A 19,392-nucleotide genomic window follows, 5' to 3' on the forward strand; every position below is an offset into this window, starting at 1 on the left:
CGAAGCGGCCCTAAAAAGCCGGGACTGCTGCGCAGTCAACGGGAGCAAGCTCCCTCGCCACAGTGACAGTCCCATTTAACTGAGTAGCCGCTTTATCAAGGGCAAAAAAAGACCCCGGCCTTTTCAGGTCGGGGTCTTTTTATTCAGGCCGGCATCAATACTTCTTGATGTCTGCCTGGGTTTCCAGCTGCTTGCGGTAGGCCGCGAAGTCCTGCTGGCCAATACGGGAAGCGAGGAAGCGGCGGTATTGCGCTTTTTCTTCGTCCGTAGGGGCCGCTGCTTCGTTCACGCCGTTCAAGCGCACGATCACCAGGCTGCCATCGCGCAGGGTCACGGTGGTGAAGGTCGGCTTGTCCTTGGCCGCAGGCTTGGGCATGCGGAACAAGGCTTGCAGCACGGCCGGGTCGATGGAGTCCTGACCACGGGTAGCTGCCTCAGTCACCTTCCAGGCCTGGCCGTCAACCGGCTGGTCCAGCGCGGTCTTGCCATCACGCAGGCTGGCGATCAACTCGTCGGCATGGGCTTTGGCGGCAGCGCTCGCGCGCTCCTTGGTCATCTGGGTGCGAATGGCCGCAGCGACGTTCTCCAGCGGCAACTGGGCCGGCTTGAGATGCTCTTTGGCACGCAGCACGATGATGGTTTCCGGGTCCAGCTCGATAGCGCTGCTGTTTGCACCTTCATCCAGCACTTCCGGGCTGAAGGCTGCAGTGACCACGGCACGGTTGGCCGCAACACCTTCGCCACCTTCACGGCCAAACGGCGCGGAAGTGTGGACGGTCAGCTTCAGGTCAGACGCCGGCTGGGCCAGGTCAGAGGCTTCGAATGCCGCATCTTCCAATTGCTTGGTCGCTTCGACAAAACGCTGTTCAACCTGCTGTGCCTTGAGCTCGCGGGTCAGCTTGTCTTTCAGGCTGGCGAACGATGGCACCTCAGGCGCTTCAACGCCCAGCAACTTGATCAGATGCCAACCGAAGGTAGTGCGCACTGGCGCCGACACCTGGTCTTGCTTCAAGCCGTACAGCGCGGTTTCGAAGTCCGGGTCATAAACGCCAGGGCCGGCAAAGCCGAGGTCACCGCCATTGTTGGCCGAACCTGGGTCCTGGGAGAACTCCTTGGCCAGGGCTTCGAACTTCTCACCCTTGGCCAGGCGCGCCTGGATGTCTTCGATCTTGGCCTTGGCTTGCGCCTCGGTGACCTTGTCGTTGACTTCAATCAGGATATGCGCGGCACGACGCTGTTCAGCGAGGTTGGCGGTTTCCTTCTCGTAGGCAGCCTGCAGCTCATCGTCCTTGACGCTGACCTGGTCGAAGAAGGAAGACTTCTTCAACTCCAGATAGTCGATGACCACCTGGTCCGGGGTCATGAACTCTTTGGCGTGCTGGTCGTAGTAGGCCTTGACCTCGTCGTCGGTGAGTTTCACCGCCGCAGGGTCAGCCTTGATGTTGACGGTAGCGAAGTCGCGGGTCTGTTTTTCCAGACGGGCAAATGCCAGCACCTCGGCGTCGGTCACAAAACCGCTGCCGGCGATGCCTGCGCGAACCTGGCCGATCAGCATTTCCTGGGTCAGCATTTGACGGAATTGCATGCGGCTATAGCCCAGCTGACGGATCACCTGGTCAAAGCGTTCGGCGTTGAACTTGCCGTCCACCTGGAATTCCGGCGTCTGCAGGATCACCTGGTCCAGCGCCGCTTCCGAGAAGCCGAACTTGGAATCGGCAGCACCTTGCAGCAGCAGCTTGCGGTCGATCAGGCCCTTGAGGGCAGCATCGCGCAGCAGTTTTTCGTCCAGCAGGGAAGCATCGAAATCCTTGCCCAACTGTTGCATCAGCTGGCGCCGTTGCATATCGACGGCCTGGCTCAGTTCGGTCTGGGTGATTTCTTCACCATTGACCTTGGCCACGTCCTGCTTGTTATTACCCGAAGCCTGGAAAATGGCTTCGATACCGGTGAACGCCATCAAAGCGACGATGATCCCGATAATGGTCTTGGCAATCCAGCCTTGTGAATTGTCCCTGATATTTTGCAGCATGCGTCCCCCAGAAACGGTTGAACTTCAAAAATTAGGCAACCGTGGAGCGTGGGTAGAGTCCGGATAGAAGAAAGGCGCATCCGAGGATGCGCCTTCTCGTAACTGGCGGAGCGGACGGGGGTTCGAATCTGCACCCCCGGCGTGGCGACCCGATACGTGGGTCAGCTACCGCTCCGCTGCCAGGCCAGACCTGCGTCCGACCCGGGTAAGCAAAGGCTTGAACGAAGCTTAGTTAACGGCTTCTTTCAGGGCTTTACCGGCTTTGAAACCTGGTTTCTTGGCAGCAGCGATTTGCAGTGCTTTGCCGGTCTGTGGGTTACGGCCAGTGCGAGCTGGGCGGTCAGTCACAGAGAAAGTACCGAAGCCTACCAGTACCACGGAGTCGCCGGCCTTCAGAGCGCCAGTGACGGATTCGATTACTGCGTCCAGCGCACGGCCAGCAGCAGCTTTCGGGATATCAGCGGATGCAGCGATAGCATCAATCAGTTCCGACTTGTTCACTCTAAGTCCCCTTATATATCTATTGAGTATGATTCTAAGTTTTTTGGTAAAAAGCAAAACCAGTGCTGAATGGCCTACAGACACTTAAGAGCCGCTTTATAACAAGGGCTCTAAAAAGCTGTCAAGGAAGCCCCCCAGGCTCCAACACATTAATGCGTGCTAATTCTTTCCTTGGAATCGGACTCGCGTTTTTCGTCCTTCGCGACTATCTCCGGGACCACATCCGGCAAGGGCTCCGGCGCGTATTGCAGCGCAATTTGCAGGACCTCGTCAATCCATTTAACCGGTTTAATCTGAAGATCCTGCTTGATATTGTCAGGAATTTCCTTCAAGTCGCGAACATTCTCTTCAGGAATGATCACGGTCTTGATTCCACCCCGGTGCGCAGCGAGTAATTTCTCTTTCAGACCACCGATCGCCAATACCTGACCACGCAGGGTAATTTCCCCGGTCATCGCCACATCGGCGCGTACAGGAATGCCGGTCAACGCTGATACCAGCGCCGTGCACATGCCTACGCCAGCGCTAGGGCCGTCTTTAGGGGTCGCCCCTTCCGGCATGTGGATATGGGTGTCGTGCTTCTCGTGGAAGTCCAGCGGGATGCCCAGGCTGCGGGCGCGGCTGCGCACCACGGTCTGCGCGGCGGTAATGGATTCGACCATCACGTCCCCCAGGGAACCGGTCTTGATCAATTGGCCTTTGCCCGGAATCACCGCAGCTTCGATGGTGAGCAATTCGCCACCCACCTGAGTCCACGCCAAACCAGTCACCTGGCCGACCTGATCCTGTTGCTCGGCCAGGCCGTAGCGGAATTTCTTCACGCCCAGGAAGTGTTCCAGGGAATCGGCAACTACCTTCACAGAGAAGCGTTTTTCCAGCGCGTGCTCCTTCACCGCCTTGCGGCAGATCTTCGCGATCTGGCGCTCAAGGCCCCGTACACCGGCCTCGCGGGTGTAGTAGCGCACGATGTCACGGATCGCCTCGACCTCGAATTCGATCTCGCCCTTCTTCAGGCCGTTCGCCGAAATCTGCTTGGGCGCCAGGTACTTGACTGCGATGTTGATCTTCTCGTCTTCGGTGTAGCCCGGCAGACGAATCACCTCCATCCGATCCAGCAAGGCTGGCGGAATGTTCATGGAGTTGGAGGTGCACAAGAACATTACGTCAGACAAGTCGTAGTCGACTTCCAGGTAATGGTCGTTGAAATTATGGTTTTGCTCGGGATCAAGCACTTCGAGCAAGGCCGACGCCGGATCGCCACGCATATCGCTGCCCATTTTGTCGATTTCATCGAGCAGGAACAGCGGGTTGCGTACACCCACCTTTGTCATCTTTTGAATCAATCTTCCTGGCATCGAACCGATGTAGGTACGGCGATGACCACGGATTTCCGCTTCGTCACGCACGCCACCCAAGGCCATGCGCACGAACTTGCGGTTAGTCGCGCTGGCAATCGATTCCGCCAGGGATGTTTTACCCACACCTGGAGGCCCGACCAGGCACAGCACCGGCCCGCGGATTTTTTTCACACGCTTTTGCACGGCGAGGTACTCAAGGATGCGCTCCTTGACCTCTTCCAGGCCGTAATGGTCAGCGTCGAGGATCTCTTCAGCACGGGCCAGGTCCAGGCGCACCTTGGTCTGGGCTTTCCACGGCACTTGCACCAACCAGTCGATATACGAGCGCACCACGGTGGCTTCGGCCGACATCGGCGACATCTGCTTGAGCTTGTTCAGCTCCGCGGTGGCCTTGGTCAGGGCGTCTTTGGGCAGGCCAGCGGCATCGATACGCTTCTTCAGCTCTTCGATTTCGTTGTGGCCCTCCTCGCCGTCACCGAGTTCTTTCTGAATGGCCTTCATCTGCTCATTCAGATAGTACTCGCGCTGGCTACGCTCCATCTGCTTCTTCACACGGCCACGGATGCGTTTCTCAACCTGCAGCAGGTCGATTTCGCCATCCAGCAACGCCAGCACGTGTTCGACACGGGCCGACAGGTCGATGATTTCGAGGATGTCTTGCTTCTGCTCGATCTTCAGCGCCATGTGGGCGGCCATGGTGTCGACCAGGCGGCTTGGCTCATCAATGCTGTTGAGGGACGACAGGACTTCAGCCGGAACTTTTTTGCCCAGTTGCACATACTGCTCGAACTGCGAGAGCAGGCTGCGCACGAACACCTCGGACTCACGCTCCGGGGCTTCGACTTCGTCGATCAGCGCCACTTCTGCACGCAGGTGGCCATCCACCTCCATGAAACGCTCTACGGCGCCGCGCTGCTCACCTTCGACTAACACCTTGACGGTGCCATCGGGCAGTTTGAGCAATTGCAGGACAGTGGCAATGGTGCCGACGCGATACAGGGCATCTTCACCTGGATCATCATCAGCAGGATTCTTCTGGGCCAACAGCAGGATTTGCTTGTCGCCCGTCATCGCGGCCTCGAGGGCTTCGATAGACTTCTCGCGCCCCACGAACAGCGGGATAACCATGTGCGGATAGACGACGACATCACGCAACGGCAGGAGAGGCAATTCGATGGTTGTCTTCATGATTTCGCCTCTATGACAGTTCAAAAATAAGCTTGAAACCAAGATGGGGGTTACATGCAAAAAAAACAAGCTCAATGCCAGTAGTTAAACGCATGAATACACGCGAATTTAACCACCGCTCCGAGAAAAGCCCCCAAAAAACAAGGGGCCCCTAGAGGCCCCTTGCTTGTACCGCAACTGCTGAACGCTTACGCGTCGGGTGCAGCCTTGGCAGCCGGCTCACTGTTTTCGTAGATATACAGTGGCTTGGATTTGCCTTCGATCACGCTTTCGTCGATCACCACTTTACTCACCTCGGACTGCGAGGGGATTTCGTACATGGTGTCGAGCAACACGCCTTCGAGAATAGAACGCAGGCCACGTGCACCGGTCTTGCGCTCCAGTGCCCGCTTGGCCACCGATTTCAGCGCATCGGTACGGAACTCGAGGTCTACACCTTCCATCTCGAACAATTTGCCGTATTGCTTGGTCAGGGCGTTTTTCGGCTCGGTGAGGATCTGGATCAAAGCCGCCTCATCCAACTCGTCCAACGTCGCCAGGACCGGCAGACGGCCAACGAATTCCGGGATCAGACCGAACTTGACCAGATCGTCAGGCTCGACTTCACGCAGGGACTCGCCCACCTTCTTGCCTTCTTCCTTGCTACGCACTTCCGCACTGAAACCAATGCCGCCACGGGTGGAACGCTGCTGAATCACCTTCTCCAGACCGGAGAACGCACCGCCACAAATGAACAGGATGTTGCGCGTATCAACCTGAAGGAATTCCTGCTGCGGGTGCTTGCGGCCGCCTTGTGGCGGAACGGAAGCAACCGTGCCTTCGATCAGTTTCAACAGGGCCTGCTGCACGCCTTCACCGGAAACGTCCCGGGTGATCGACGGGTTGTCCGACTTGCGCGAGATCTTGTCGATCTCGTCGATGTAGACAATACCCATCTGGGCCTTCTCTACGTCGTAGTCGCACTTCTGCAGCAGTTTCTGAATGATGTTCTCGACATCTTCACCCACGTAGCCAGCCTCGGTGAGGGTGGTGGCGTCGGCGATGGTGAACGGAACGTTCAACAGGCGAGCGAGGGTTTCTGCAAGCAGGGTTTTACCCGAGCCTGTAGGACCGATCAGCAAGATGTTGCTCTTGCCAAGTTCAACCTCGTCACCTTTCTTGTCACGCTGGTTCAAGCGCTTGTAGTGGTTGTACACCGCTACGGCCAGAACCTTCTTTGCACGCTCTTGACCAATGACGTACTGGTCAAGGATGCCGCTGATTTCTTTAGGCGAAGGTAATTTATGCGCACTGCTCTCGGCCTGGGCTTCCTGCACCTCCTCACGGATGATGTCATTGCACAGGTCGACGCATTCGTCGCAGATAAACACCGAGGGGCCGGCAATCAATTTGCGTACTTCATGCTGGCTTTTGCCACAGAAGGAGCAATAGAGCAGCTTGCCGTTGTCCTCGCCGTTGCGGGTGTCAGTCATTCGTTCGATCCAAATCCGATAGGCTTGCAACACAAGATGAAGGCTTATGCGGGCTTTTTCAAGCCCGCCAGTGGTCGGACATGCCGACCAGCCCTATTTTGAGCGGCTTATATTAAGCGGGGCGCTTGTCGATCACTGCGTCGATCAACCCGTATTCCTTGGCGGCTTCAGCGCTCATGAAATTGTCACGGTTGGTATCGCGCTCGATTTCTTCCAGGGTGCGCCCGCTGTGCTTGGCCATCAGCGTGTTGAGACGCTCACGAATGAAGAGGATTTCCTTGGCGTGGATTTCGATGTCCGACGCCTGGCCCTGGAAACCGCCCAGTGGCTGGTGAATCATCACACGCGAGTTCGGCAGGCAGAAACGCTTGCCTTCGGCACCCGCGGTCAGCAGGAAGGCGCCCATGCTGCACGCCTGGCCAATACAGGTGGTCGACACGTTTGGCTTGATGAACTGCATGGTGTCGTAGATCGACATGCCCGCAGTCACCGAACCGCCCGGTGAGTTGATGTAGAGATGGATGTCCTTGTCCGGGTTTTCCGCTTCAAGGAACAGCAATTGCGCACAAATCAGGTTGGCCATGTAGTCCTCTACCGGGCCAACCAGAAAGATCACTCGCTCCTTGAGCAGGCGCGAGTAGATGTCGTAGGCGCGTTCGCCACGAGCGGACTGCTCGACAACCATCGGGACCAGGCCGCCTGCGGCCTGGATATCAGAGTTCTGCTGAATATAGGAATTACGGAACATGCTCTGCAGTTACTCCCAAATAGTCATGTCTTGAAAACGCATAAGCCAGCGCGAGGCTGGCTTATGGTTGAATTTCCAACGAGTTGGACAATCAGTCGGCTTGTGCTGCTTCCGCCGGTTTGACTGCTTCTTCGTAAGAGACCGCTTTATCGGTCACCTTAGCCTTCTGCAGAACAGTATCCACAACTTGTTCTTCCAGCACAACCGAACGTACTTCGTTCATCTGCTGCTCGTTCTTGTAGTACCAAGCCACGACCTGCTCAGGCTCCTGGTAGGCCGAAGCCATTTCCTGGATCATTTCGCGAACGCGGTCTTCGTCTGGCTTGAGGTCAAACTGCTTGACCACCTCGGCCACGATCAGGCCCAGCACAACGCGGCGCTTGGCTTGCTCTTCGAACAGCTCGGCCGGCAGTTGGTCAGGCTTGATGTTGCCACCAAACTGCTGAACCGCTTGAACGCGCAGGCGATCCACTTCGTTGGACAGCAGGGCCTTAGGCACTTCGATCGGGTTGGCGGCCAGCAGACCGTCCATGACCTGGTTCTTGACCTTGGACTTGATAGCCTGGCGCAGCTCACGCTCCATGTTCTTGCGAACTTCGGTGCGGAAGCCTTCGATGCCGGTTTCCTTGATGCCGAACTGGGCGAAGAACTCTTCGTTCAGCTCTGGCAGCTTAGGCTCGGAAACGCTGTTGACGGTAACGGTGAACTCGGCGGCTTTGCCAGCCAGGTCCAGGTTCTGGTAGTCAGCAGGGAAAGTCAGGTTCAGAACGCGCTCTTCGCCGGCTTTGGCGCCAACCAGGCCGTCTTCGAAACCAGGGATCATGCGGTTGGAACCCAGCACCAGCTGAGTGCCCTTGGAGGAGCCGCCAGCGAAGACTTCGCCGTCAACCTTGCCAACGAAATCGATGTTCAGTTGGTCTTCGTTCTGGGCGGCACGGTCGGCCACTTCAAAACGAGTGTTCTGCTTGCGCAGGATTTCCAGCATGTTGTCCAGGTCCGAATCAGCCACTTCGGCGCTCAGACGCTCGATTTCGATACCGTCGAAACCGGCCACTTCAAATTCCGGGAACACTTCGAATACGGCAACGTATTCCAGGTCCTTGCCCGCTTCCAGGGACTTGGGCTCGATCGAAGGCGAGCCAGCCGGGTTCAGCTTCTGCTCGACAACGGCTTCGTAGAAGGAAGCCTGGATCACGTCACCTACAGCTTCCTGGCGCGCATCGGCACCAAAACGACGCTTGATTTCGCTCATAGGCACTTTGCCTGGACGGAAACCAGCGATCTTGGCCTTTTGGGCAGTCTGCTGCAGACGCTTGTTGACCGCAGTCTCGATACGCTCTGCCGGCACGGTGATGCTCAGGCGGCGCTCGAGAGCAGTAGTATTTTCAACAGAAACTTGCATGGATATTCCTCGTTGCACAGACATTAGCCGGCCATTTCCGACCCCAATCAAGGGCATGCATTCTAGTGGGTCAAACTCAAGAAGTCACCCTACTGAAAACACCGCGAAAAACAGCCGGCAATTTATCGGTACGAAAGCACTGAAGTACCTCGCCCCGGTGACAAATACAGCCAAATTGCGCCAGGGCTCTGCGCCGCCCCTCTCTATATATAGAAGGAACAACCATTCATCTCCCTGACGGCCCGCCCTGCGAACAAGGCGAGCAAGCAACGCGGCATCATCGAGATACATAAATACGACGACACGCCCTGCCGGGGCAGCCCAGCACCTGCAACCACCCAATCTCAAACCGCCAAAACCAAAAAAGGCGCCAGACTGTTAAATCTGGCGCCTTTCGAATATGGGGTGGACGAAGGGGATCGAACCCTCGACAACGGGAGTCACAATCCCGTGCTCTACCAACTGAGCTACGCCCACCATATTGCGTTAACAAAGAAACCAAACCACTTCTTTGTTGAGCCCTGCCCCGCCTGACGACCGGGAAAAGCTTTAATTGGTGCGGATGAAGAGACTCGAACTCTTACGCCTCGCGGCGCTGGAACCTAAATCCAGTGTGTCTACCAATTCCACCACATCCGCGCTTGAAGCTCTTAAAGCAAAGGCGCCAGACTGTTAAATCTGGCGCCTTTCAGAATATGGGGTGGACGAAGGGGATCGAACCCTCGACAACGGGAGTCACAATCCCGTGCTCTACCAACTGAGCTACGCCCACCATATAGCGCTACTTGTGCCAAAGCTGCCTAATGGCGCACCCGGCAGGACTCGAACCTGCGACCATCCGCTTAGAAGGCGGATGCTCTATCCAGCTGAGCTACGGGCGCCTTATTAATCTGTACTCTTGGAGGATTACAAACTAAGTGCTTCCAGCCTTGCAGTACAACTATTCTGCTCGACCTTCTTAACCAGTGCTAGGCTGTGCCCGACAAGTGCGACGAATAGTATAGATGCCCTGGAAACCCGTCAAATCTTTTTTGAAAAAAACTGATTTTATTTAAGGGGTTAGGGCAATTTGCAGACCAAGCGCCTTTGCCCTCGCGCCTTGGCATGCGAGAATGCGCGCACTTTTCTTCCCCCTCTCGATGGTTAATCACGCGTAATGACTGCACAACTTATCGACGGCAAATCAATCGCCGCCAGCCTGCGCCAGCAGATCGCCAAACGAGTCACCGAGCGCAGCCAGCAAGGCCTGCGCACGCCTGGCCTCGCGGTGATCCTGGTCGGCAGCGATCCTGCCTCTCAGGTTTATGTCTCGCACAAGCGTAAAGACTGTGAAGAGGTCGGCTTTATTTCCAAGGCCTACGACTTGCCTTCGGACACTACTCAACAGGCCCTGACCGACCTGATTGACAGCCTCAACGATGACCCGGGCATGGACGGCATCCTCCTGCAACTGCCGCTGCCAGAGCATTTGGACGCCTCCAAACTGCTTGAGCGCATCCGCCCGGACAAAGACGTCGACGGTTTCCACCCTTATAACGTCGGCCGCCTGGCCCAACGCATTCCCCTGCTGCGCCCATGCACGCCTAAAGGCATCATGACGCTGCTGGAAAGCACCGGTGTCGACCTGTACGGCCTTGACGCTGTGGTGGTGGGCGCATCGAACATCGTCGGTCGCCCGATGGCCATGGAGCTGCTGCTGGCCGGCTGCACCGTGACCGTCACCCATCGCTTCACCAAGGACCTCGCCGGCCACGTCGGCCGTGCCGACCTGGTGGTAGTCGCCGCCGGCAAGCCGGGCCTGGTCAAGGGTGAGTGGATCAAGGAAGGCGCCATCGTTATTGACGTGGGTATCAACCGCCAGGAAGACGGCAAGTTGGTGGGCGACGTGGTGTATGAAACCGCCCTGCCCCGAGCAGGCTGGATCACGCCGGTCCCCGGCGGTGTCGGGCCGATGACCCGGGCCTGCTTGCTGGAAAACACCTTATATGCAGCGGAAACGCTGCACGGTTAATAACCAGAGGTGATGAAAAAGCCCTGCCTTAGCGCAGGGCTTTTTATTGCCCGTAAAAAAACCGTTTTTTCTTAGTTTTTAGGCACTTTCGTCTGGTTCTAGAAGAACATTCGACAGTTCTTCATCCATACTCCTAAAATGTAACGTCATTTGTCTTAAGTCCCGTTCTACAACGGCATTTCCTTACTTTTTAGCGAGTTCATCCGCGTGAAAATTCGTCTTTCTATTGTCAGCCTGTTTTTTGCGATAACAGGCACCTTCGCCCACGCTGCCGAATCCACCCTGGCCCCGCGTGACGCCTCCAAGCTGCAGATCGCCTCCGGCAGCGCCATGCTGGTCGACTTGCAGACCAATAAAGTCATTTATTCCAGCAACCCTGACGTGGTGGTACCTATCGCCTCGGTGAGCAAGCTGATGACTGGCCTGATCGTCCTCGAAGCCAAGCAGAATATGGACGAGTACATCGACATCAACATCACCGACACGCCCGAGATGAAAGGCGTGTTCTCCCGGGTGAAGATCGGCAGCCAGATGCCACGCAAGGAAATGCTGCTGATCGCGCTGATGTCTTCGGAAAACCGCGCCGCCGCCAGCCTCGCCCACCACTATCCAGGCGGTTACGCGGCCTTCATTGCCGCGATGAACGCCAAGGCCAAGTCCCTGGGCATGACCAGCACCCACTACGTGGAGCCCACCGGCCTGTCGATCCATAACGTGTCGACCGCCCGCGACCTGAGCAAGCTGCTGGCCTATGCGCGCAAGTTTCCGATGCTGAGCCAGTTGAGCACCACCAAGGAAAAGAACGTGTCGTTCCGCAAGCCTAATTACACCTTGGGCTTCTCCAACACCGATCACCTGATCAACCGCGCCAACTGGGATATCAAGCTGACCAAGACCGGCTTCACCAACCAGGCCGGCCATTGCCTGGTGTTGGTGACGAGCATGGGCAATCGCCCGGTGTCGCTGGTGATTCTGGATGCCTTTGGCAAGTTCACCCATTTTGCCGATGCCAGCCGTATTCGTAGCTGGGTCGAGACCGGCAAAGGCGGCGCAGTGCCTGATGTAGCGCTGCGTTACAAGGCCGATAAAAACCTCAAGAACCGAGCGACCGCTACGGAAGTACGTCGATAAGCAACGGTTTTAGTGTGGGAGCGGGCTTGCCCGCTCCCACATTATTTGAGCTTCACTTCTTCTCTGCCAACACCTTGAGCGCTTGGGCCGCCGCTTGCTCCTGCCCCGCCTGCCCCGTGGCATTGGCCGCTTCGCGCCAGCGCTGCACGTCCACATTGGCCGGCAACTGGCTCGGGCGCTGGGTCAGAATGGCCCAATGGCCCGCGCTCGCCCACGCCGACTCGAAGTCGCTGAAGCGCATGATCAGCCGGCGCTCGTTGCCAGAGCGCAACAGCACCGTACTCTTCTGTTGGTTGAACCCCACCACCACGACATAGCGCGCCCCGGACCAATAACTGGCGTTGATCCGCGCCATCACTGGGTAACCCGCCGCCACCTGCGCCAGCACGGCGGTCAGCTTGGCCTCCAGTGGATACACCATCAGCCCGTATTCACGTGCCAACACTTGCATGTTGCGCTCAAGGTCCGCCTCGGCGCCGGGCAGGTGCAGCGGTTTATCAAGCAAACCCGGTGTCATGACAATGCCTTGTTGCGACAGCATGCTGGCAAGTGCCGTAGGACCGCTCTGATAAGCCTCGCTGCGAAAGGTCGGCACGCCAGTGAGTTCAACGCGCTCCGGCAAGCCTGGCAGTTTCGATGGTGTGCTGCTGGCACAGGCCGCCAGCCCAAGGGCAGCGGCGAGCAGCAAGGAGGTTTTAAGGTTCGACCGTAAGCGCAATTTTTTCACTCTCTTGATCAACTGCCGGTAAAGGCCTCCGATCATAGGGCGCCCCGCCCCGCCGGTATAGCCCACTGGCTCAGTAAAGCGGCGCTGATAGAGCAAAGAAGTTGGACCGACTCGACCATTGGTCAATAGCAGGCAACCGCCAGCTGACTAGACTGTCCATTGAGAAGACTGTGTGTGCCCCAAGTGGGCGAAAGGAGGCCCGAATGAGCCTTGCGACAACGATTTTCCTGTTGATCTGTGGTTGGCTGGCCGTCGCCGCCGCCATGCTGTGGGGAGTCATGCGCGTGACGCGCCGGCATCATCACCCCCACGTCAAACCTGCTGCACCCGCAGAACCGCACAAGGCGACGGCGCATCACGCCTAGCCAGGCATGCAATTGAAGTCCTGGGTCGCGGCAATTTCCTTGCCGTGGCCGTCCTCAAGAGACGCACGCACCGTGGTGCCCAGGCTCGACTCCACCAGGGTGTAGTGCTCACCTGCCTTGAAATGCTTGTACTCGATGCGGCCCTGGCAGTCCTGCTGGTTGTCATCACCCGGCTCGTCTTCAAATAAAGTCACGTCCAGGCGATGGTCACCCGGGGTCACCTCAAAATAGCGCCCATCGTCCACCCGCTTGCCATCGACACGCTCGGCCATCAGGTCATTCGGCGCTTCTTCCTGCAAGCCGATCCAGGCTTCGCTGGGGTCCGCCTTGGGGATCGGGCCGGCGCAGGCCGACAGTAAACAGACAAAGCCAAGGACGGGAACTAACAACAGTGGTTTGAGTGACATGACAGGGCTCCAAAGGGCATGAATGAAAAGCTCGTATCCGATGGCTGACAAGCTTGATGAGCCGCCCTTCCTGGAACAAATGAATCCCTATGAAAGTATCTTCAGCCCTTGACTAAAACTTCCTTCACCTGGCTGAAAGGTGCGTGTTAGGTGGGTCGGTCAAGACTGCCGGGGTTTGCAATCCTGCTCTTCTCGGAGACTCACGCATGCTCGGGCTGGTAAAGACCGCACTGCACAAGCCGTACACCTTCATCGTGCTGGCTATATTCATCTGCATCATCGGGCCGATGGCGGCCCTGCGTACGCCCACGGATGTTTTTCCCGATATCGGCATTCCCGTGGTCGCCGTGGTGTGGCAGTACAACGGCCTGTCTCCGGACGCCATGGCCGGCCGGGTGATCTACACCTACGAACGCTCCCTGAGCACCACCGTCAACGACATCGAACATATCGAGTCGCAATCGTTGCCCGGCATGGGCATCGTCAAGATCTTCTTCCAGCCTGGCGTCGATATCCGTACCGCCAATGCCCAGGTCACGGCGGTGTCACAAACCGTGCTCAAGCAAATGCCACCGGGCATCACCCCGCCGCTGATCCTCAACTACAGCGCCTCCACGGTGCCGATCCTGCAAATGGCGTTCTCCAGCCCCAGCCTTTCGGAAGCCAAAATTCGCGACCTGGTGCAGAACAATATCCGCCTGCCCTTGAGCGCCCTGCCCGGCCTGGCCATGCCCACCCCAATGGGTGGCAAGCAACGGCAGATCACCCTCGACCTCGACCCTCAAGCCCTGGCCGCCAAAGGCTTGTCGGCCCAGGACGTGGGCACCGCCCTGGCGCTGCAGAACCAGATCATCCCGGTGGGCACCGCCAAGCTCGGCCCCAACGAATACACGATCCTGCTCAACAACAGCCCCAAGGCGATTGATGAGCTCAACGACTTGCCGATCAAGACCGTCGACGGTGCGCTGATCACCATCGGCCAAGTGGCCCATGTGCGCGACGGTTCACCACCGCAAACGAATATCGTGCGGGTCGACGGCCATCGCGCCGTGCTGATGCCGGCGCTGAAAAACGGCAGCATCTCCACGCTGTCGATCATCGACGGTATCCGGCAGATGCTGCCGCGCATCAACGAAACCTTGCCACCGTCGCTGAAAACCTCGCTGCTGGGCGATGCCTCGGTGTTCGTCAAGCAGTCGGTGGGCAGCGTGGCCCAGGAAGGCATCATTGCCGCACTGCTCACCAGTGCGATGATCCTGCTGTTTCTCGGCAGTTGGCGCTCGACCTTGATCATCGCCGCGTCGATTCCCCTGGCAGTGCTGTCGGCCATCGCGCTGTTGGCCGTCAGTGGGCAAACCCTCAACGTGATGACATTGGGCGGGCTGGCGTTGGCGGTGGGCATCCTGGTGGACGACGCCACGGTGACCATCGAGAACATCAACTGGCACCTGGAGCAAGGCAAGGCGGTGAAGGCCGCGATTCTCGACGGCGCCGCGCAAATCGTCGGCCCGGCTTTCGTCTCGCTGTTGTGCATCTGCATCGTGTTCGTGCCGATGTTTTTGCTGCAAGGCATCGCCGGTTACCTGTTCCGGCCAATGGCGCTGGCGGTGATCTTTGCCATGGCCAGTTCGTTCATTCTCTCGCGTACCCTGGTGCCGACGCTGGCGATGTATTTGCTCAAACCACATAGGCCGGAGGCAGGCGCGGGGCATCATCCGGAAGATGCATTCATCAATCACCACGAGGGTGAACAGCACTTGAGGCCGCGCAATGCGTTGCTGCAATCGGTGCTGAATTTTCAACAGGGATTCGAACGGCACTTTTCCAATATCCGCGACACCTACCATGGCCTGCTGACGCTGGCGCTGGGCGCACGCAAGCGCTTCATTGTCGGGTTCCTGGCCTGCGTACTCGCGTCGTTCCTGCTGTTGCCGAGCCTGGGCCAGGACTTTTTCCCGGCCACCGATGCGGGTGCCTTGGCCCTGCATGTGCGCTTGCCACTGGGCACGCGCATCGAAGAAAGCGCCGCGGCGTTCGATCGCATCGAAGCACGGATTCGCGAGGTTATCCCGGCCGAAGAACTGGACACCATCGTCGACAATATTGGCATTCCGCTCAGCGGCATCGACATGGCCTACAGCAGCAGCGGCACCATCGGCCCGCAGGACGGTGACATCCAGGTCAGCTTGAAAACGCACCACGCGCCCACCGCCGACTATGTGAAAAAACTGCGTGAAGCCCTGCCGCAAAGTTTCCCCGGCAGCCACTTTGCGTTCCTGCCCGCCGACATCAGCAGCCAGATCCTCAACTTCGGCGCTCCCGCCCCTCTGGACGTCAAAATCTCCGGGCGCAATGACGCAGAAAACCGCGCCTATGCCGTCGAGCTTGAACGGCGCTTGCAACATGTACCGGGGATTGCCGACCTGCGCATCCAGCAGTCCACCGGCTACCCCTCGCTGCAAGTAAACGTGGACCGTATGCGCGCCAATGGCCTGGGCATCACCGAGCGTGACGTCACCAACAGCATGGTCGCCTCCCTCGCCGGCAGCTCGCAAACCGCGCCGACCTTCTGGCTCAACCCGGCCAACGGCGTGTCTTACTCCATCGTCGCCGCCACCCCGCAATACCGCCTCGACAGCCTGCCGTCCCTGGAAGCGCTGCCAGTGACCGGTGCCGATGGGCAGGCGCAAATTCTCGGCGGCGTGGCAACCATCTCCCGGGTACAGAGCCCTGCCGTGGTGACTCACTACAACATCGAGCCTACCCTGGACCTGTACGCCAACGTGCAAGGCCGCGACCTGGGCGGCGTCGCCCGCGATGTGCAAAAGGTGCTGGATGACACTGCGTCCCTGCGCCCCAAAGGTGCGACCATCAGCCTGCACGGGCAGATCGATGCGCTGCATGAGGCGTTCAGTGGTTTGAGCTTCGGACTGCTCGGCGCGGTGGTGCTGATCTACTTGCTGATCGTGGTCAACTTCCAGTCGTGGGCCGACCCTTTTGTGATCATCACGGCGTTGCCGGCAGCATTGGCGGGCATCGTGTGGATGCTGTTTCTCAGTGGCACCTCGTTGTCGGTGCCAGCACTCACCGGCGCCATCTTGTGCATGGGCGTGGCCACCGCCAACTCGATCCTGGTGGTGAGCTTCTGCCGTGAGCGCCTGGCCGAACATGGCGATGCGTTGAAAGCCGCGCTGGAAGCCGGCTATACGCGCTTTCGCCCGGTGTGCATGACTGCCCTGGCAATGATCATCGGCATGTTGCCCCTGGCCATTTCCGAGGAGCAGAACGCCCCGCTCGGCCGGGCGGTCATCGGTGGCCTGGTCTTCGCCACCATCGCCACTTTGTTGTTTGTTCCCGTGGTCTTCAGCCTGGTCCACGGTCGTCATCCTACTCGCGCAACTGCTGGAGAAACGCCCCATGTCGCCTGATCAAAAACCCTCGCGCAAGCGTCTGATGCTCCTGGGTGTCGGTGGCCTGACGTTGGCTGCCCTGTTAGTCGCCAGCGGCCTGCACGCGCGTACGCTGCACGAGCAGTCGGTCACCGCCTGGACCGAAGCCGCCGCCGTCCCCCAGGTAATGGTGTTCCAACCCAAGCCAAACGCCGGCGGTGAAACCCTGCGCCTGCCCGCCCACCTGGAGGCATGGAGCAAAGCGGCGATCCATGCGCGTGTCAGCGGCTACTTGAAGGACTGGAAAGTCGACATCGGTGCCCAGGTCAAGGCCGGGCAAATCCTCGCCGAAATCGACAGCCCAGACCTCGACCAACAACTGGCCCAGGCCCATGCCCGCCTGATCCAGCAACAAGCCAATGCACGCCTGGCAGCCACCACGGCGACCCGCTGGCAAAACCTGCTGGCCAGCCATTCGGTATCGCGCCAGGACGCCGATGAGAAAACCTCCAACGCCGCAGCCGCCAAGGCCAACACCGAAGCCGCGGCAGCCGACTACGCACGACTGTGCGCCCTGGAAAGCTACAAGACCCTTCGAGCGCCATTCGCTGGCACCATCACTGCCCGCAACACGGACATCGGCCAGTTGATCAAGGCCGATAACGCCAGCGATCCGGAACTGTTCAACATTGCCGACACCCACCAATTGCGCTTGTACGTGCCGGTGCCGCAGAACTATGCAGCGGTCATTCATACGGGCCTTGAGGCCGAACTGACCGTCCCCGAGCACCCCGGCGAGCACTTCAAGGCACGCCTGATCGGTGACTCCACTGCCATCGACCGCCGCTCTGGCACCCTGCTCGCCCAGTTCGTTGCCGACAACCCCAACGGCGAACTGCTGCCAGGCGATTACGCCGAAGTCACCCTGCCGATTCCGGCCGATACCCATGGCGTGAGCATCCCGGCCAGCGCCTTGATCTTCCGCGCCCAGGGCACCCAGGTTGCGGTACTGGACGGTCGCAACCATGTGCACCTGCAAGACATTCATATTGGCCTGGACCTCGGCGAGCGCCTGGTGATCGACCAAGGCCTGAAGCCTGCTGACCGCATCATCGACAACCCGCCCGACGCCCTGCGCGAAGGCGACCCGGTGCAACTGGCCGACGCCTCGGGAGGTACGCATGCGCCCAAGGCTTAAGCCGCTGGCGGCACTGATGGTGCTGGCGTTGCAGGGTTGCTCGATGGCGCCCACCTATACGGTGCCATCGATTGACCTGCCCGCCCACTACCGCGAACAAACCAGCGATGGCCCCTGGCACAGCGCGCAACCGTCGGATCAACTGGCGCCCCAGTGGTGGCAGCTTTACAACGATTCGCGCCTGAACGGGCTGCAGCAGCAACTGCTCAAGGCCAACCCGGACCTGGCCGCGGCGCTGGCGCATTTCGATGCGTCCCAGGCCTACGCCAGTCAACTGCACGCGGGCCTTTTCCCGCAAATCACCGCCAGCGCGCAACCGCTGCGCCAACGTCAATCGGATTCACGACCGCTACGCGGTACTACACAGCCGTCGGTGTACAACAGCAATACCGCTGGGTTCTCCCTGGGTTACGACCTCGACCTGTGGGGCAGAATCCGCAACCAGGTCGCTGCGGGCGATGCCCAGGCGCAAGCGTCCTTTGATGATCTGGCGGTGGTGCGCCTGAGCCTGCAACAGCAGTTGGCGAGCCTGTATGTGCAGCTCAATGGGCTGGATGCACAGGGCCGAATCCTCAACACGTCGTTGCAGGACTTCAGCCAAGCGTTGCAACTGACCCGCAGCCGTTATGAAGGCCAGATTGCGTCGGAACTGGACCTGACCCGCGCGCAAAACCAACTGGCCGAAGCCAAGGCGCAGCTGGACGAAGTGCGTGGCCAGCGCAACCTCGCCGAGCATGCCATCGGCGAATTGGTGGGCGTGACGGCCAGTGATTTTTCATTGCCGCCCAGCCCGCAGCTAATGGCGTTGCCAAGCATTCCGGCGCAGTTGCCCAGCCACTTGCTGCAGCGTCGTCCAGACATTGCCGCAGCTGAACGTCGTGTGTTTGCGGCCAACGCAACGATCGGCGTGGCCAAGGCGGCGTGGTTCCCGGATTTCAGTTTGACCGGTGTGCTGGGCGGACAGACCCAAGGCGTTGGCAACCTGCTGTCCGCCGGCAACCGGTATTGGGCACTGGGGCCGCTGATGAACCTGCCGATCTTCGATGGCGGACGCTTGAGCGCCAACGAGCGCCAGGCCAAGGCCGAATTCGAGGAAGCCTCGGCACAGTACCGTAGCCACGTATTGAAAGCCGTGCGCGAGGTGGAAGATAACCTCGCACAACTGCGGGATTTGCAGCAGCAAGCCGAGGACGAACAAGCGGCCGCAGAGGCGGCGCAACATACCCAGGCCTTGGCGATGAACAGCTATCAGGCCGGGGCGGTGAGTTACCTGGACGTGGTCACCGCCCAAACCGCCGCGTTGCAGGCACAGAGAACGTTGCAGGCGGTGCAGACCCGGCAGTTGCAGGCGAGCGTGGGACTTTTGACCGCACTCGGCGGCGGCTGGCAGCCGGGTTAATAGCCACTGATCGTTCCCACGCTCTGCGTGGGAACGCCGCTCAGGACGCTCTGCGTCTGCCTCTAAA

General features: G+C 59.0%; 14 protein-coding genes and 4 tRNA genes. 6 read left to right on the forward strand and 12 right to left on the reverse strand.

Going from position 1 to position 19,392, the window contains the following annotated elements:
• Positions 1–154 precede the first annotated feature (154 nt).
• The 10 genes from APH41_RS03140 to APH41_RS03185 form a co-directional block, all read right to left on the reverse strand.
• Positions 155–2,029 carry a SurA N-terminal domain-containing protein gene (locus tag APH41_RS03140; RefSeq protein WP_034127947.1) on the reverse strand — a complete coding sequence of 625 codons (1,875 nt, stop codon included), beginning with the start codon at positions 2,027–2,029 and terminating at the stop codon, positions 155–157.
• Positions 2,030–2,257: 228 nt separating this feature from the next.
• Positions 2,258–2,530: an HU family DNA-binding protein gene (locus APH41_RS03145; protein ID WP_003174819.1), complete on the reverse strand. Its 273-nt coding sequence runs from the start codon at positions 2,528–2,530 to the stop codon at positions 2,258–2,260.
• A 149-nt stretch (positions 2,531–2,679) separates the two neighbouring features.
• A complete protein-coding gene (lon, locus tag APH41_RS03150; protein WP_034127948.1) occupies positions 2,680–5,076 on the reverse strand; it encodes an endopeptidase La in 2,397 nt (798 codons plus the stop codon).
• Between the two features lie 188 nt (positions 5,077–5,264).
• Positions 5,265–6,548, reverse strand: a complete 1,284-nt coding sequence (clpX, locus tag APH41_RS03155; protein WP_003192254.1) for an ATP-dependent Clp protease ATP-binding subunit ClpX — start codon at positions 6,546–6,548, stop codon at positions 5,265–5,267.
• Between the two features lie 112 nt (positions 6,549–6,660).
• Positions 6,661–7,296 carry an ATP-dependent Clp endopeptidase proteolytic subunit ClpP gene (clpP, locus tag APH41_RS03160; protein WP_003192255.1) on the reverse strand — a complete coding sequence of 212 codons (636 nt, stop codon included), beginning with the start codon at positions 7,294–7,296 and terminating at the stop codon, positions 6,661–6,663.
• 91 nt (positions 7,297–7,387) lie between these two features.
• Positions 7,388–8,698, reverse strand: coding sequence for a trigger factor (tig, locus tag APH41_RS03165; RefSeq protein ID WP_054917375.1), 1,311 nt, complete (start codon positions 8,696–8,698; stop codon positions 7,388–7,390).
• A gap of 401 nt (positions 8,699–9,099) precedes the next feature.
• Positions 9,100–9,175, reverse strand: a tRNA-His gene (locus APH41_RS03170).
• A gap of 77 nt (positions 9,176–9,252) precedes the next feature.
• Positions 9,253–9,337 (reverse strand) — tRNA-Leu (locus tag APH41_RS03175).
• Positions 9,338–9,394: 57 nt separating this feature from the next.
• Positions 9,395–9,470 (reverse strand) — tRNA-His (locus tag APH41_RS03180).
• Between the two features lie 32 nt (positions 9,471–9,502).
• A tRNA-Arg gene (locus APH41_RS03185) sits at positions 9,503–9,579 on the reverse strand.
• Between the two features lie 275 nt (positions 9,580–9,854).
• Between APH41_RS03185 and folD the strand changes: the two genes are divergently transcribed.
• Together folD and pbpG are read left to right on the forward strand one after the other, a co-directional pair.
• A complete protein-coding gene (gene folD, locus APH41_RS03190) occupies positions 9,855–10,709 on the forward strand; it encodes a bifunctional methylenetetrahydrofolate dehydrogenase/methenyltetrahydrofolate cyclohydrolase FolD (RefSeq protein WP_003192259.1) in 855 nt (284 codons plus the stop codon).
• Between the two features lie 207 nt (positions 10,710–10,916).
• Entirely contained in the window at positions 10,917–11,840 is a 924-nt protein-coding gene (gene pbpG / locus APH41_RS03195) for a D-alanyl-D-alanine endopeptidase (RefSeq protein WP_054917377.1), read from the forward strand.
• Between the two features lie 52 nt (positions 11,841–11,892).
• On the opposite strand, the gene APH41_RS03200 is transcribed toward pbpG, so the two are convergent.
• A complete protein-coding gene (locus tag APH41_RS03200) occupies positions 11,893–12,558 on the reverse strand; it encodes a peptidase C39 family protein (RefSeq protein ID WP_054917428.1) in 666 nt (221 codons plus the stop codon).
• 212 nt (positions 12,559–12,770) lie between these two features.
• Between APH41_RS03200 and APH41_RS28990 the strand changes: the two genes are divergently transcribed.
• Complete coding sequence (locus APH41_RS28990; protein WP_164919344.1) at positions 12,771–12,932, forward strand: hypothetical protein; 162 nt, start codon at positions 12,771–12,773, stop codon at positions 12,930–12,932.
• Here the strand turns inward: APH41_RS28990 and APH41_RS03205 are convergent.
• Positions 12,929–13,339 (reverse strand): hypothetical protein, encoded by a 411-nt coding sequence (locus tag APH41_RS03205; RefSeq protein WP_034127951.1) that lies wholly within the window; start codon positions 13,337–13,339, stop codon positions 12,929–12,931. The two genes, APH41_RS28990 and APH41_RS03205, sit on opposite strands and share 4 nt — an antisense overlap.
• Before the next feature lie 206 nt (positions 13,340–13,545).
• Here APH41_RS03205 and APH41_RS03210 point away from each other — a divergent pair, with 206 nt between their 5' ends.
• Genes APH41_RS03210 through APH41_RS03220 form a run of 3 tightly spaced genes read left to right on the forward strand, consistent with a single transcriptional unit; the run spans position 13,546 to position 19,325 of the window.
• The gene (locus APH41_RS03210; protein ID WP_054917380.1) at positions 13,546–16,767 is read left to right on the forward strand and encodes an efflux RND transporter permease subunit; all 3,222 of its coding nucleotides are present in this window, start codon (positions 13,546–13,548) and stop codon (positions 16,765–16,767) included.
• Entirely contained in the window at positions 16,757–17,926 is a 1,170-nt protein-coding gene (locus APH41_RS03215; protein ID WP_054917381.1) for an efflux RND transporter periplasmic adaptor subunit, read from the forward strand. The genes APH41_RS03210 and APH41_RS03215 overlap by 11 nt, the downstream gene beginning before the upstream one ends.
• Complete coding sequence (locus APH41_RS03220; protein WP_054917383.1) at positions 17,910–19,325, forward strand: efflux transporter outer membrane subunit; 1,416 nt, start codon at positions 17,910–17,912, stop codon at positions 19,323–19,325. Before APH41_RS03215 ends, APH41_RS03220 begins: the two co-directional genes overlap by 17 nt.
• Positions 19,326–19,392 lie beyond the last annotated feature (67 nt).

Source organism: Pseudomonas sp. NBRC 111138 (assembly GCF_001320835.1).
GTDB lineage: Bacteria > Pseudomonadota > Gammaproteobacteria > Pseudomonadales > Pseudomonadaceae > Aquipseudomonas > Aquipseudomonas paracarnis.